Here is a 12,486-nt window from a genome sequence, read left to right on the forward strand (position 1 = left end):
ATTACTCCGCAGCCCGCAACGGCCCCAACGCGACATCCGTCGTGTAGTTCTCGCGCATGAAGTTGATGAAATTATCCTGGAATTGGCGCGTATGGGCGTGGGCGAGCTCGTCGGCGAGCTCGACGTTCTTGTCCCGGATGGCATCGAGCATCAGCGTGTGCTCGTCGGTCAGCAGATAGCCCTCATGGGTCCGCTCCAGATATTCGAAATGCAGGTGGAGCATGCGCTGTCCCTGCGACAGCAGCTTCTCGTAGAAGGAGGCCAGGTACTGATTCTTTCCGGCATGGGCGATCGCCATGTGGAATTCCTTGTTGGCCTCCGACATGGCGAGATGATTGCCGGTTTTAACCGCGGCTTCGAAGATCTTCAGCCGTTTGGCGATGGTCTTCAGGTCGGCCTCGGTCCGGAGCGCTGCGGCAAGCCGCGTATTCATGCGCTGCGCGATATCGAGCGCCTCGACATATTTGGGAAAGGTCGCGACTTCGATCGGCGCGACGATCGTGCTGCGGTTGGAAAGCGTCACCACCAGCTCGTCGGCGCCGAGCCGGATCAGCGCTTCGCGCACCGGCGAGCGCGACATGTCGAAGCGTTCGGCAAGCGTCATCTCGTCGAGAAGCTGACCGGGCGGCAGAGCAAGCGACAAAATCTCGTTGCGGAGCGTTTCATAAACGCTCTTCCAGCCAGTCCCGCGGATGCGTTTCACTTCCGATTCATCAGACACTTAAGTCCCTTTCTCCAGGCGCGGATCCCATTGGGCCAGAAAAACAGCGTGTCGGCAATGTAATTTTTCCGCTTGACTTTGTCGACACGCTGTTGACATATTTCCGTCAGTCGACACGCAGCCGACAATAAAACAATAGAAACGGCCAGAGCCGACGAGTGGAACCGCGCGCTTTCGCGCACAGCAAAAGAGGAATGCCCAATGCTTTCTTTGATAACGTCCGCCTTGCGGGCGCTGCCCGTGCTCGCCCTGATGGGCGGTCTTTCCGCAACCGCCGCACACGCCCAGACCGCCGAGGGATATTGGCAGGGCGTGCAGAAGGCAGGCACGTTGCGCTGCGGCGCGGCCGTCGCGCCGCCCTATGTCATGCGCGATCCGGCGACGGGCGAATATTCCGGCTTCTTTGCCGATCTCTGCAAGGAATTCGCCGACGTGCTGAAGGTGAAGCCTGAATTCGTCGATACCACTTGGGACAATATCGTTGCCGGCCTGCAGGCCGGCAAATGGGATCTGTCGCTGGCGCTCAACCGCACGCCGACGCGCGCCATGGCCGTGCAGTTCTCGATCCCGGCAATGGAGTACCAGATCTCGCTGGCCTACAACAAAAACAATCCGAAGATTACCGCCGGCGCCGCTTCGGTCGCCGATATCGACAAATCAGGCGTGACGCTCGCCGTCATGTCGGGCACGGCGCAGGACAAAGCCATTTCCGCTGCGGTGAAGAACGCCACGATCATGCGCCTTCCGGGCAATGACGAGACCCGGCTGGCGGTCACCTCGAAGCGCGCCGACATTCTGGTCGACGCCTCCGATACCAACCAGCTCTTCACCCAGTCGAACCCGGATTGGGCAGTCGCGCTCAACCCGACGCCGGCCCTTGCCAAGCAGGGTGTTGCTTTTGGTCTGCCGCATCAGCTTTCGGCCGCCGACGTCGAAGTGGTCGATATTTTCCTCGAAGAGAAGGTTGCGACCGGTCACGTCGATGACCTGATCCGCAAGGCGGTCGACGACGTGCTCAAGGGCGCAAAGTAACCTCGCCGGGCCGGTGCGGGGATCGCGCCGGCCCTTCCAGCTTCGATCATCGGAGATTGGCCATGACCACGTCCTTCAGCCTTCCCCTCGTGAAAATGCAGGCGCTCCACAAAAGCTACGGCAACGGAGCAATCCAGGTGCTGAAAGGCATCGACATTGAAATGAAGCCCGGCGAACGCGTCGTCGTCATCGGTCCGAGCGGCGGCGGCAAAAGCACGCTGCTCAGGGTGATGATGGGCCTCGAGCAGATCGACAGCGGCTCGGTCAGTTTCGATGGCAAGGCCTATATTTCTTCCGATGGCGCTGCCCGGAAGACCCAGATCGACACCAATGTCCGCCGCTCGATCGGCATGGTCTTTCAGCACTACACGCTGTTTCCGCATCTGAGCGTCATTCAGAACCTGGTTCTCGCGCCCTGCAAAGTGCGCGGAGAAAGCAAGGCGAAGGCCACGGCCCGCGCCCAGGCGCTGCTCGAGCGCTTCGGGCTCGGCGCCAAGGCCAATGCCTATCCGGCCCAGCTTTCCGGCGGTCAGAAGCAGCGCGTCGCCATCGCCCGCGCTCTGATGCTCGACCCGAAGCTGATGCTGTTCGACGAGGTCACCTCGGCCCTCGACCCTGAACTCGTCAGCGAGGTCGAGCAGGTCATCCTGCAGCTCGCCGCCCAGAACATGCCGATGATGATCGTCACCCACGACATGTGGTTCGCCAAGAATATCGCGTCGCGCGTCATCTTCTGTGCCGGCGGTGTGGTCGTCGAGGACGGTCCACCCGAGCAGGTGCTCAGCGCCCCGCGCGAGGAGCGCACCAAGGAATTCATCGACCGCGTCTTCCATATCAAGCAGTAGGGAGGCACAGATGAATTATACGTTCGATTTCAATGCCGTCTCCATTGCTCCGCTTCTGCAGGGGCTGTGGGTTTCGCTGCAGCTGACGGCGGCTGCGAACGTCCTCGGCATCGTCCTGGGCTTCGGATTGGCCCTCCTCATCATGAGCCCGATCAAGATCGTGCGGCTGCCGTTCATGCTGTTTGTCGAATTCTTCCGCTGCACGCCGGCCATCGTGCAGATCGTCTGGATATTCTACTGCGTACCGATGCTGTTCGACGTCTTCCTCGACCCGATGACGATGGGCATCATGGCGCTCGGGCTCAATCTGATGGCGTTCAACGCCGAGGCCTACCGGGCATCCATCCAGGCGGTTCCGCGCGAGCAGCTCGACGCCGGCATCGCGCTCGGTCTCAATCCGCTGCAGCGGGTGCTCTACATTGTCTTTCCGACGGCATTCCGCGCCTCGATCCCGGTGCTTTTGACCAACGGCATCGTCATCTTCCAGCAGAGCGCGCTGGTTGCTATCGTGGCGATCCAGGACCTGATGTACCAGGGCAAGACGCTGGCGACGGAGACCTACCGGCCGATCGAGACCTTCACCGTCGTGGCGCTCATCTATTTCGCCGTGTCCTTCCCGATAACCCAGATCGTCGGCCTGCTTGAGCGCCGCCGCCAGATCCTCGTCAGCTAGGAGGCCAGCATGATGACGCTCGACTTCTCGATCCTGCTGCGCTTCGAGCACGCACTGCTGCTCGGTCTGTGGATGACGATCAAACTGACGGTCATCTGCATCGTGCTCGGATGCTCTCTCGGCTTCCTCGTCGGCCTCGCCCGGGCATCCGGCAATCTGGCGCTTCGCGCGGTCTCGGGCGCCTATGTCGAATTCTTCCGCGGCACGCCGGTGCTGATCCAGCTCTTCTGGATATTCTTCTGCCTGCCGCTCATCCTCGGCGTCGAGCTTTCGAACCTGGCGTCCGGCGTCATCGCGCTGACGCTTTATATGGGCGCGATCACCAGCGAGACCTTCCGGGCGAGCCTCAAATCCATCGGCCGCGAGCAGTTGGATGCCTGCGTCGCGCTCGGCCTGCCGCGCAGCGCCCAGGTCATCAACGTCGTGCTGCCGCAGGCGGTGCTGCGGGCCATCCCGACGCTGCTGTCGAACTGTGTCAGCCTGTTCAAGGAGAGCGCGCTCGTCTCCGCCGTCGGCATGGCGGACCTGATGTTCGTCGGCCAGAACATCTCGAACAACACGGCCCGTCCGGTCGAAGTGCTGACGGTCGTCGCGCTGATCTACTTCGCTATCGCCTTCCCACTGACGCGGGCGGTCTCCCTCATCGAGGGACGCATCCTCAAGAAGCTCGCAATCTGAAAACCGTCATTCCCAGGACAGGAGAAATCCCATGAAACTTTCCGGCGTCATGCCCGCCCTCATCACCCCCTTCGACGCGAACAACAGGATCGACTTCAAGGCGTTCGAAAAGCTTCTGACGCATCTGCGTGAGGCCGGCGTCACCGGCTGGGTTCCAAACGGCTCGACCGGCGAGTATTTCAGCCAATCCAGGGAAGAGCGCCGTGACGTGCTGCAGTTCGTCAAGGAGTTTGCCAGGCCGGGCGAAATTCTGATCGCCGGCACCAATGCGCCCGCCACCCGCGAGGTGATCGAACAGACGGCGCTGGCCAGAGATATCGGCTATGACACAGTCCTGCTGGCACCGCCATTTTATACCCGTCCGACCCAGGCGGAACTCATCAAGCACTATGAAGCCGTGCTCAACGCCGTCGATGTGAGCCTCGTGCTCTATTCCTATCCGGCCAAGGATGGTTCGGACATCAGCTTCGAGCTGATGGATCATTTTGCCGATAATTCGCGGGTGATCGGCATCAAGGAAAGCTCGGGCGTGTTGCAGCGCGCGATCGACATCGCCAGCCGCTATGAGGGCAAGATCCAGCTTGTCAGCGGCTCCGACGACATCGCGCTCGATTTCATGTTCTGGGGCGCGGAAAGCTGGATCTGCGGTCCATCCAACTGCATGGCCAAGGCCTGCTGCGATCTCGACCGAACCTACAAGTCGGGAGACCTCGGCAAGGTCCGCGAGATGATGAAAACCCTCTACCGAGCGATGAACATCCTCGAGAGCGGCAAGTTCGTGCAGAAGATCAAATATGGCTGCGAGCTTCAGGGCTTGCCCGTGGGAACGTGCCGCGCGCCGCTCGGCGAGCTGACCTCGGAAGAAAAGGCCGAGTTCCGGGCAGCGATGGAGCCGATCCTCAACTGGTAGGGTTTTCCTGCGGAGAGCGGGATCGGCCACGCAGGCGGCCGATCCCGAAAATGCACCTGCTTCCCCACGAAGACCTGGAAGGCTCAAGCGATGCGATTCAAGAAGGTCCTGTCCGTCGTCGATTGTCACGCGGAAGGTGAGAGCGGCAAGGTGATCGTCGGCGGTGTCGGCCAGGTCAAGGGCGAGACCATGTTCGACAAGCGGACCTATCTCGAAACCCATATGGACGATATCCGCAAGATGGTTCTCTTCGAACCGCGCGGTGCCGTCTGGCACAACGCCAATATCGTCCTGCCTTCCAATCACCCCGAGGCGGATTTCGGCTATGTGATCCTGGAGACCACGGAATATCCGGCTATGTCGGGTTCCAACACCATGTGCGTGGCGACCGTCCTGCTCGAAACCGGCATTCTGCCGATGCAGGAACCGGTGACAAATCTGACATTGGAATCGCCGGCCGGTCTGATCCGGGTCCGCTGCGAATGTTCGGACGGCAAGGTGACGAGCGTCCGGCTCGTGAACCAGCCAGCCTTCTGCTACCACCTCGGCAGCCATATCGAAGTCGAAGGTTTGGGAACCGTTCAGGTCGACATCGTCTATGGCGGAATGACCTATACGATGGTCGATGCCGCGGCTCTCGGCTTTTCGATCGATCCCTCCGAAGCCCGCGACCTTTGCGCGGTCGGGCAGAAGCTGAAATTCGCCGCCGCCGAGCAGCTTGCGGTGGAGCATCCTGAAAATCCCGATATCCCAGGCATAACCAACACCGAGTTCATGGGGCCGCTTCGCCGCGAAAACGGTCAGCTGATATCGAGGAACTGCGTGGTCGTCTCTCCGGGCCGCTGCGATCGCTCGCCCTGCGGCACCGGCTCTTCGGCCCGCCTTGCCCTGCTGCATGCCAAGGGTCTGATCGCCCCCGGCGAAACGCTCATCCATGAATCCATCACCGGAAGCCGCTTCACCTGCGCCATCGACGGGCTGACGAAGGTCGGAAAATATGATGCCGTCATACCGGCGATCGCAGGACAGGCATGGATCACCGGCTTCTACCAGATGGGCATGGATCCGACCGATCCCTACCAGCAGGGGTTCACCGTGGCGGATACCTGGATGACGACGGTCTGAAGCCTGGGAATGGATATGAGCGGAAACAAAACTCCCGTGGTAGTCGTCGGTGCCGGTATCATCGGCGTCGTCATTGCCCATGAGCTGCAGCGTCGTGGGCAGGCCGTCGTGCTGGTGGACAGGGCGACCCCCGGCATGGGCGCCTCCTACGGCAATATGGCGAGCATCGCCGTCACCGAATTCATGCCGGCCTCTCGCCCGGGCATCTGGGCGCAGATGCCGAAATGGCTGCTCGATCCGGAAGGCCCGGTGCGCATCCGGCCCGGCTACCTGCCGAAGCTGGTGCCGTGGTTCCTGAGATTCCTTGCCGCCAGCCACCCCTCAAAATTGAGGGAGCTGGAAGCGGCCGGCGCCGTGCTTTGCGGCCGGGTCTATGAAGATCTGGACGCGCTGTTGAAGGAGGCCGGCCTGACGCAGATGCTGACGGCCGAGGGGTGCTTGAGCCTCTATACCGACGAGGCCGAGTTCAGGGCGGATCGCGCGCATATCGACATCCTGGAGCGCTTCGGCTTCCGGCACGAAATTCTCGGCGGCAACGCCATCCGCGATCTCGAGCCGGCCTTGACCACTAGGATCGGCAAGGCGGTGCTCTTTCCCGACAATCGGTCGGTCACTGATCCCTACAAGCTCGTCGCCGCCCTTACCGGAAAGTTCCAGGCGCTCGGCGGCCGGATCGTTGAGGGCGATGTCGTCGGTTTCGAGCAAGGCGAGGCCGGCGTCTCGGCTTTGCGCCTGGCGGACGGGCGCACCCTTGCGGCCGACAAGGTGGTGCTTGCGGCCGGCGCCTTCACCGCCCGGCTTTCTGCGCTGCTGCGTGAACATATCCCGCTCGAAACCGAGCGCGGCTACCACACGCAGATCATGGAGCCCGGCATTTCGATGCGCCATTCGATCATCTGGCCGGCGCGCGCCTTCATGGTGACGCCGACGGCGGGTGGCATCCGCGTCGGCGGCACGGTCGAGATGGCCGGACTCGATGCTCCGCCGGACTATCGCCGCGCGAAAATCTTGGTGAAGAGGGCTCGGGAAGCCTTGCCTGATCTGGTGCCCCGGAGCGCGACGGAATGGATGGGGCATCGCCCGGCGCTGCCCGACACCGTGCCGGTCATGGGTCCATCCGCCAAGCGCCGCAACGTCTGGTATGCGACGGGCCACGGGCATCTCGGCCTCACCTATGCGGCCACGACCGGCCGGTTGATGGCCGATCTCATCACGGGTGTCGAACCGCCCGTGGACATGAAACCCTATCGTGTCGACCGCTTCTGAGAGCGGCGACGCCAGGAGAAAGGGAGTGAACATGCGAAGCGAACTCTATATCGACGGACAGTGGGTGAAGCCGGTCAAGGGCGGCACTTGCGCGGTGACCAATCCCGCGACGGAGAAGGTGATCCAGACGATCGGCGCCGCAACGGCGGAGGATGTCGATCTGGCCGTCAAGGCGGCGCGCCGCGCCTTCGACAAGGACGGCTGGCCGAAGCTGACGGGAGCCCAGCGCGCGGGGTATCTCCGTGCGATCGCTGATGGCATCCGGGCCCGACAGGCCGAGATCGCCCGCCTCGAAGTCCTCGACAACGGCAAGCCGTTCCCCGAGGCCGATTGGGACGTTGCCGACGCGGCGGGCTGCTTCGATTTCTATGCGGGGCTCGCCGAACAGCTGGACAACAATCCCGAGGAGGCGATCACGCTTCCCGATCAGCGCTTCACCTCCAAGGCGGTGCGCGAGCCGCTCGGCGTGGCCGGCGCGATCATTCCCTGGAACTATCCATTGCTGATGGCAGCCTGGAAGGTCGCTCCGGCCCTTGCCGCCGGCTGCACCGTGGTGCTGAAGCCCGCCGAATTGACGTCGCTGACGGCGCTGGAACTGGCGGCGGTTGCCGACGAAGCGGGGCTGCCGGCGGGCGTGCTCAATATCGTCACGGGAGCCGGGTCGGTCGCCGGGCAGGCAATCATCGATCACAAGCAGGTGGACAAACTTGCCTTTACCGGCTCCGGGCCGGTCGGCTCGAAAATCATGGCGGCGGCGGCCCGCGACATCAAGCGTGTCAGTCTCGAACTCGGCGGCAAGTCGCCCTTCGTCGTCTTCGAAGACGCCGATATCGACAAAGCCGTCGAATGGATCATGTTCGGCATCTTCTGGAACCAGGGCCAGGTCTGCTCGGCGACGTCGAGAGTCCTCGTGCAGGACTCCATATACGAGCGATTGCTTGCACGGCTCATCGAGGAAACCAGCAAGATCAAGATCGGCAACGGTCTGGACGAGGGCGTCCTCCTCGGGCCGCTGGTTTCCAAGCGCCAGCACGAGCAGGTCGTTGCCGCGATCGAAGCGGCCCGGCAGGCCGGCGCAACGGTCGCCTGCGGCGGGGCACGCCCGGAAGGTTTCGACAAGGGCTACTACCTCCAGCCGACCATTCTGACGGATGTTCCGCTCGACAGCGCCGCCTGGGTGGAGGAGATCTTCGGGCCTGTCGTCTGCATAAGGCCGTTCAAGACCGAAGAGGAGGCGATCGCGCTCGCCAATGATTCCCGCTTCGGGCTTGCCGCCGCCGTCATGTCGAAGGACGACATCCGGGCCGAACGTGTTGCGGCCGCCTTCCGCGCCGGCATCGTCTGGATCAACTGCTCGCAGCCGACCTTCACCGAGGCGCCCTGGGGCGGCTACAAGGAATCCGGCATCGGCCGCGAACTCGGGCGCTGGGGCCTCGACAATTATCTCGAGACCAAGCAGATCACCCGCTTCGCCAGCAAGGAGCCCTGGGGCTGGTACATCAAGCCGGAGGCGGCCGAATGAACTGGGACCGCAGCCTCGATCTGCTGCAGGTCCACTGCCAGGGCGAGATCGGCAAGGTCATCGTCTCCGGCGCGCCCGAAATACCGGGCGCGACGATGCTCGACAAGATGAACCACATCAACACGGCCGACGACAGCCTGCGCCGCTTCGTCACCTTCGAGCCGCGCGCCAGCGTTGCCATGTCGGTGAACCTGCTCGTCGCGCCGACACGCGCCGATGCCGATGCCGGCTTTATCGTGCTGCAAGCCGATCGCGCCCATCCGATGTCCGGCAGCAACTGCATCTGCGTGGTCACTGCCCTTCTCGAAAGCGGGAGGGTGGCGATGTCGGAGCCGGAGACGGTGGTGCGCCTGGACACCCCCGCTGGTCTCATCGTCGCCCGCGCTGCCTGCCGCGATGGCCGCTGCCTGTCCGTCAGCCTGGACAATGTGCCGAGCTTCGCCGAAGCGCTGGACCGGGAGGTGGAGACGCCGAAATGGGGTCGCATCAAAATCGATGTCGCCTTCGGCGGTGTCTACTACGCGCTTGTCGACGTCGATCAGCTCGGCCTCGATATCGCGCCGGCCAATGCCCGGCTGCTGGCGGAAGCCGGCATCGAGCTCAAGGCGCTTCTGGCTGGCCAGGTTTCGGTCGCTCATCCGGTTCTCGCCGGCGTCGATGAGATCGCTTATGTAATGTTCCGCGGTCGGGAAGCCGACGGTGCGGTCAGAACCTGCACGACGCTGCAGCCCGGCCGCGTCGATCGCTCGCCCTGCGGCACCGGCAGCTCGGCGAACCTGGCGACGCTTTATGCCCGCGGTGAGGTCTCCGTCGGCGACCGGCGGACGTCGCGGTCGATCATCGGCGGGGAATTCCTGGCGGAAGCGATCGGCGAAACCGAGGTCGGCGGCCGCCGTGCCGTGCTGCCGAGAATAACCGGCCGCGCCTTCATCTATGGCCGTGAACAGTTGCGCCTGTCCGACGACGATCCCTTCGCCGCCGGTTTCGCGCTGTCCGACACCTGGGGTCCCCAGGTCGACATGCTCGGTTAGGAGCCACCATGTCCTACCTTCAATCCCTGACCGGCCAGACAGTCCTCGTCACCGGAGCATCGGGCGGGATCGGCGCTGCCATCGTCGAGCGCCTCTCCGCCGAAGGCGCGCGGCCCGTCATCCATTACGGGCGCGACAAAGAGAGGGCGCAAGCCTTGCTTGCCAAGCTCGGTGGGAACGGCCTGATCGTCCAGGCCGACCTCTCCAGCCCCGACGGCGCCTTTGCGCTATGGCGTGACGCGCTCGCGGCGGCGGGACGGATTCATGCCGTCGTCAACAATGCCGGCATCCGCAGTGAGATTTCGATCGATGCCGATCCCGCCGATTGGCGGGCCGCCTGGCAGAAAGAGTTTCAGGTGAACTTCTTCGCAGCCGCCGATCTCTGCAAGGAGGCCCTCGTGCATTTCAAGCAGCAGGGCGGCGGGCGGATCGTCAATATGGCGAGCCGCGCCGGGCAGCGCGGATACGCCGCCGAAGCGATGCCCTACGGGGCGACGAAGGCGGCGCTCATCAATCTCACAAAGTCGATCGCGAGGAGCTTCGGGCGCGACGGGGTCGTCGCCGTCTCCATCGCGCCGGGCTGGGTGCGCACCGACATGGCCGAGGAGTTCGTGGCGAGGCACGGAAAGGATGCAGCGGTCGGCGACATCCCGATTGGCGAGATGGCCGAGCCGGCCGAGATCGCCGAGCTGGTGGCCTTCCTGCTTCGTCCTTCGCAAGCGTCGGTCAATGGGGCGACGTTCGATATCAACGGCGGCAGCTATATCAGGTAGGAGAGCGAGATGAAAAGATTCTTGGGAAAAGTCGCGATCGTGACCGGTGGCGGCGGTGGCATCGGCTCGGCCATATCGAAGAGGTTGGCCGAGGAAGGCGCGCTGGTGGTGGTGACCGATGCCAACGCCCAGGCGGCAGGCGAAGTTGCTTCGCTGATCGAGGCGGCCGGCGGATCGGCGACCGCCATTGCGGCCGACATCTCCCGCAAGCCGGAATGTGTGGAGCTCATCGAGAAAGCCTTTGCGATCAGGGGGCGGCTGGATGTGCTGGTGAACAATGCCGGCATCAACCGGCGCGGCAATCTGCTGGCGCTCTCGGAGGAAGACTGGCAGCTGAGTTTCGCAGTCAATCTGGATTCGATGTTCCATCTTTGCCGCGCGGCCCTGCCGCATATGATCGCCGCCGGCAGCGGCGCGATCGTCAATACGGCCTCGCAATGGGGTCTCTACCCCGCGCCGAACCATATCGCTTACAACACGACAAAGGCGGCGGTTGCCGCCTTCACCCAGAACCTTGCCAGGGATTACGCGCCGGACAAGATCCGGGTGAACGCCGTCTGCCCCGGCGAAATTCATACGCCGATGCTCGAAGCCGGCGTCAAGCGCTCCGGCCGGACGATCGCCGATCTCGACAAGCTCGTTCCCTATGGTCGTATCGGCAAGCCGGAAGAGGTGGCGGCTCTGGTGGCATTCCTCGCATCGGATGAAGCTGCCTTCATGTGCGGCTCTTTGGTGGAGATCACCGGCGCGCAGGCCGTTTCATAGAGCTCGGACCACTATGTCGAACTTCGAACGACGAGCCGGCCCGGCAGCGTCACGGTTTCCGGTTCGACAGTGCCCTTGATCATGCCGAGGACAGCCCGCACCATCTCTTCCCTGGGTTGTTCGTAGGTTGTCAGACCGTACCCGTATGATCCGCCGAGTTCGTAATTGTCGAAGCCGACGATAGCGATGTCCTCGGGAATCTTCAGTCCGAAGTTTCCGCGAATCTCGTCCATTGCTCCCAGTGCGAGAATGTCGTTTTCGCACATCAGGACATCCACCCGCTCGTCCGCCGGCGTGCTCGCGAGATATGCCCGGACGGACGCGGCGCCCGCGTCCGCACTGTACCTGTCTGCGGAAAGAAGTGAGATGTTTTGGATGCCGTGCTCGGCCCAGACCTCGACGTAATGCTGACGTCGCCTCAGCGCTGTCGAGAGAGCAGCAGCCCCACTCATGAAACCGGGGCGCCGATAGCCTCGTTCATGAAGGTGACGGACGATGTCCCGAAGCGCCAGTTCGGCGTCGCATACGACAGCTGGGACGCCGTCGATCTGGCTGTCTCGGGCCAGAACGAACATGGGAGGCATTCCATGGCCGAGCTGCAGGTCGGTCAGCGTTTCGTCGCGGAACGCGGTGCCGAAGAGGATGATGGCGTCGACCTGACGCTGGTCGGCATGGAGCAGCGCGTTCACATGGTCGAAATGATTGTTGATGTTGATGAGCATCGCAACCAGTCCGGCCGCCTGTAACTGCTCCGTCAAGGTTTCGAGGAAAGGGAGCTTTTGCGGGTTGGCAAAATCGTCGACGAACACTGCCACCTGCCGCGTCGAGTTCGTCGCGAGACTGCGCGCCAAGAGGTTCGGCGTGTAGTTCAGCGCGGCAGCCATCTCCAGCACCTTGCGCTTGCTCTCCTCGGTGATGGACGCGCCGGGTGTGAAGGCCCTGATGACCGTCCACTTCGATACTCCTGCGGCCTCCGCCACCTGTTTTGCCGTTGCCCGCTTGCGCATTACGCCTCCCGAAGAAAATGGAATAAACATTCCATTTTCCGATTCCGGTGAAATGAATGCTTGCTTTTAGCTTATTCCTGCATATGATGCACCCGCTTGCACCCGGTAGCAAACGTTTTGCACCCGGTAGCATTCGTT

The 12,486-nt window shown here is 62.9% G+C and carries 13 protein-coding genes; 11 read left to right on the forward strand and 2 right to left on the reverse strand.

All coding sequences use genetic code 11. From position 1 onward, the window contains the following. Position 1: 1 nt before the first annotated feature. Complete coding sequence (locus FHX14_RS28710) at positions 2–721, reverse strand: GntR family transcriptional regulator (protein ID WP_003592247.1); 720 nt, start codon at positions 719–721, stop codon at positions 2–4. A gap of 201 nt (positions 722–922) precedes the next feature. On the opposite strand from FHX14_RS28710, the gene FHX14_RS28715 reads away from it, so the two are divergent. From FHX14_RS28715 to FHX14_RS28765, 11 genes are all read left to right on the forward strand, one after another. Continuing rightward, complete coding sequence (locus FHX14_RS28715) at positions 923–1,753, forward strand: transporter substrate-binding domain-containing protein (protein WP_184380298.1); 831 nt, start codon at positions 923–925, stop codon at positions 1,751–1,753. A 62-nt stretch (positions 1,754–1,815) separates the two neighbouring features. Beyond that, positions 1,816–2,598, forward strand: a complete 783-nt coding sequence (locus FHX14_RS28720; RefSeq protein ID WP_184380300.1) for an amino acid ABC transporter ATP-binding protein — start codon at positions 1,816–1,818, stop codon at positions 2,596–2,598. Between the two features lie 10 nt (positions 2,599–2,608). Further along, positions 2,609–3,271, forward strand: a complete 663-nt coding sequence (locus FHX14_RS28725) for an amino acid ABC transporter permease (protein ID WP_179612470.1) — start codon at positions 2,609–2,611, stop codon at positions 3,269–3,271. Positions 3,272–3,280: 9 nt separating this feature from the next. Further along, positions 3,281–3,949: an amino acid ABC transporter permease gene (locus tag FHX14_RS28730; RefSeq protein ID WP_184380302.1), complete on the forward strand. Its 669-nt coding sequence runs from the start codon at positions 3,281–3,283 to the stop codon at positions 3,947–3,949. A gap of 31 nt (positions 3,950–3,980) precedes the next feature. Next, a complete protein-coding gene (dapA, locus tag FHX14_RS28735) occupies positions 3,981–4,859 on the forward strand; it encodes a 4-hydroxy-tetrahydrodipicolinate synthase (RefSeq protein ID WP_184380304.1) in 879 nt (292 codons plus the stop codon). 90 nt (positions 4,860–4,949) lie between these two features. Further along, positions 4,950–5,984, forward strand: a complete 1,035-nt coding sequence (locus tag FHX14_RS28740) for a proline racemase family protein (protein ID WP_184380307.1) — start codon at positions 4,950–4,952, stop codon at positions 5,982–5,984. A 15-nt stretch (positions 5,985–5,999) separates the two neighbouring features. Further along, on the forward strand, positions 6,000–7,250 hold the full coding sequence (locus tag FHX14_RS28745) for an FAD-binding oxidoreductase (RefSeq protein ID WP_184380309.1): 1,251 nt from the start codon (positions 6,000–6,002) through the stop codon (positions 7,248–7,250). A 31-nt stretch (positions 7,251–7,281) separates the two neighbouring features. Then, positions 7,282–8,772, forward strand: a complete 1,491-nt coding sequence (locus FHX14_RS28750) for an aldehyde dehydrogenase family protein (protein ID WP_184380472.1) — start codon at positions 7,282–7,284, stop codon at positions 8,770–8,772. Beyond that, a complete protein-coding gene (locus tag FHX14_RS28755; protein ID WP_184380311.1) occupies positions 8,769–9,803 on the forward strand; it encodes a proline racemase family protein in 1,035 nt (344 codons plus the stop codon). The genes FHX14_RS28750 and FHX14_RS28755 overlap by 4 nt, the downstream gene beginning before the upstream one ends. An 8-nt stretch (positions 9,804–9,811) precedes the next feature. Then, positions 9,812–10,576 (forward strand): SDR family oxidoreductase, encoded by a 765-nt coding sequence (locus FHX14_RS28760; RefSeq protein ID WP_184380313.1) that lies wholly within the window; start codon positions 9,812–9,814, stop codon positions 10,574–10,576. A 9-nt stretch (positions 10,577–10,585) separates the two neighbouring features. After that, positions 10,586–11,341 carry an SDR family NAD(P)-dependent oxidoreductase gene (locus FHX14_RS28765; RefSeq protein WP_184380315.1) on the forward strand — a complete coding sequence of 252 codons (756 nt, stop codon included), beginning with the start codon at positions 10,586–10,588 and terminating at the stop codon, positions 11,339–11,341. A gap of 11 nt (positions 11,342–11,352) precedes the next feature. Here FHX14_RS28765 and FHX14_RS28770 read toward each other — a convergent pair whose 3' ends face one another. Continuing rightward, positions 11,353–12,348 carry a LacI family DNA-binding transcriptional regulator gene (locus FHX14_RS28770; RefSeq protein ID WP_184380474.1) on the reverse strand — a complete coding sequence of 332 codons (996 nt, stop codon included), beginning with the start codon at positions 12,346–12,348 and terminating at the stop codon, positions 11,353–11,355. Positions 12,349–12,486: the final 138 nt, after the last annotated feature.

Source organism: Rhizobium sp. BK619 (assembly GCF_014195245.1).
Lineage (GTDB): Bacteria > Pseudomonadota > Alphaproteobacteria > Rhizobiales > Rhizobiaceae > Rhizobium > Rhizobium acidisoli.

Coding starts and splice junctions, on each gene's coding strand:
- FHX14_RS28745 (WP_184380309.1), top strand. CDS start 6,000: ATGAGCGGAAACAAAACTCCCGTGGTAGTCGTCGGTGCCGGTATCATC.
- FHX14_RS28770 (WP_184380474.1), bottom strand. CDS start 12,348: ATGCGCAAGCGGGCAACGGCAAAACAGGTGGCGGAGGCCGCAGGAGTA.
- dapA (WP_184380304.1), top strand. CDS start 3,981: ATGAAACTTTCCGGCGTCATGCCCGCCCTCATCACCCCCTTCGACGCG.
- FHX14_RS28765 (WP_184380315.1), top strand. CDS start 10,586: ATGAAAAGATTCTTGGGAAAAGTCGCGATCGTGACCGGTGGCGGCGGT.
- FHX14_RS28750 (WP_184380472.1), top strand. CDS start 7,282: ATGCGAAGCGAACTCTATATCGACGGACAGTGGGTGAAGCCGGTCAAG.
- FHX14_RS28740 (WP_184380307.1), top strand. CDS start 4,950: ATGCGATTCAAGAAGGTCCTGTCCGTCGTCGATTGTCACGCGGAAGGT.
- FHX14_RS28725 (WP_179612470.1), top strand. CDS start 2,609: ATGAATTATACGTTCGATTTCAATGCCGTCTCCATTGCTCCGCTTCTG.
- FHX14_RS28755 (WP_184380311.1), top strand. CDS start 8,769: ATGAACTGGGACCGCAGCCTCGATCTGCTGCAGGTCCACTGCCAGGGC.
- FHX14_RS28715 (WP_184380298.1), top strand. CDS start 923: ATGCTTTCTTTGATAACGTCCGCCTTGCGGGCGCTGCCCGTGCTCGCC.
- FHX14_RS28730 (WP_184380302.1), top strand. CDS start 3,281: ATGATGACGCTCGACTTCTCGATCCTGCTGCGCTTCGAGCACGCACTG.
- FHX14_RS28760 (WP_184380313.1), top strand. CDS start 9,812: ATGTCCTACCTTCAATCCCTGACCGGCCAGACAGTCCTCGTCACCGGA.
- FHX14_RS28720 (WP_184380300.1), top strand. CDS start 1,816: ATGACCACGTCCTTCAGCCTTCCCCTCGTGAAAATGCAGGCGCTCCAC.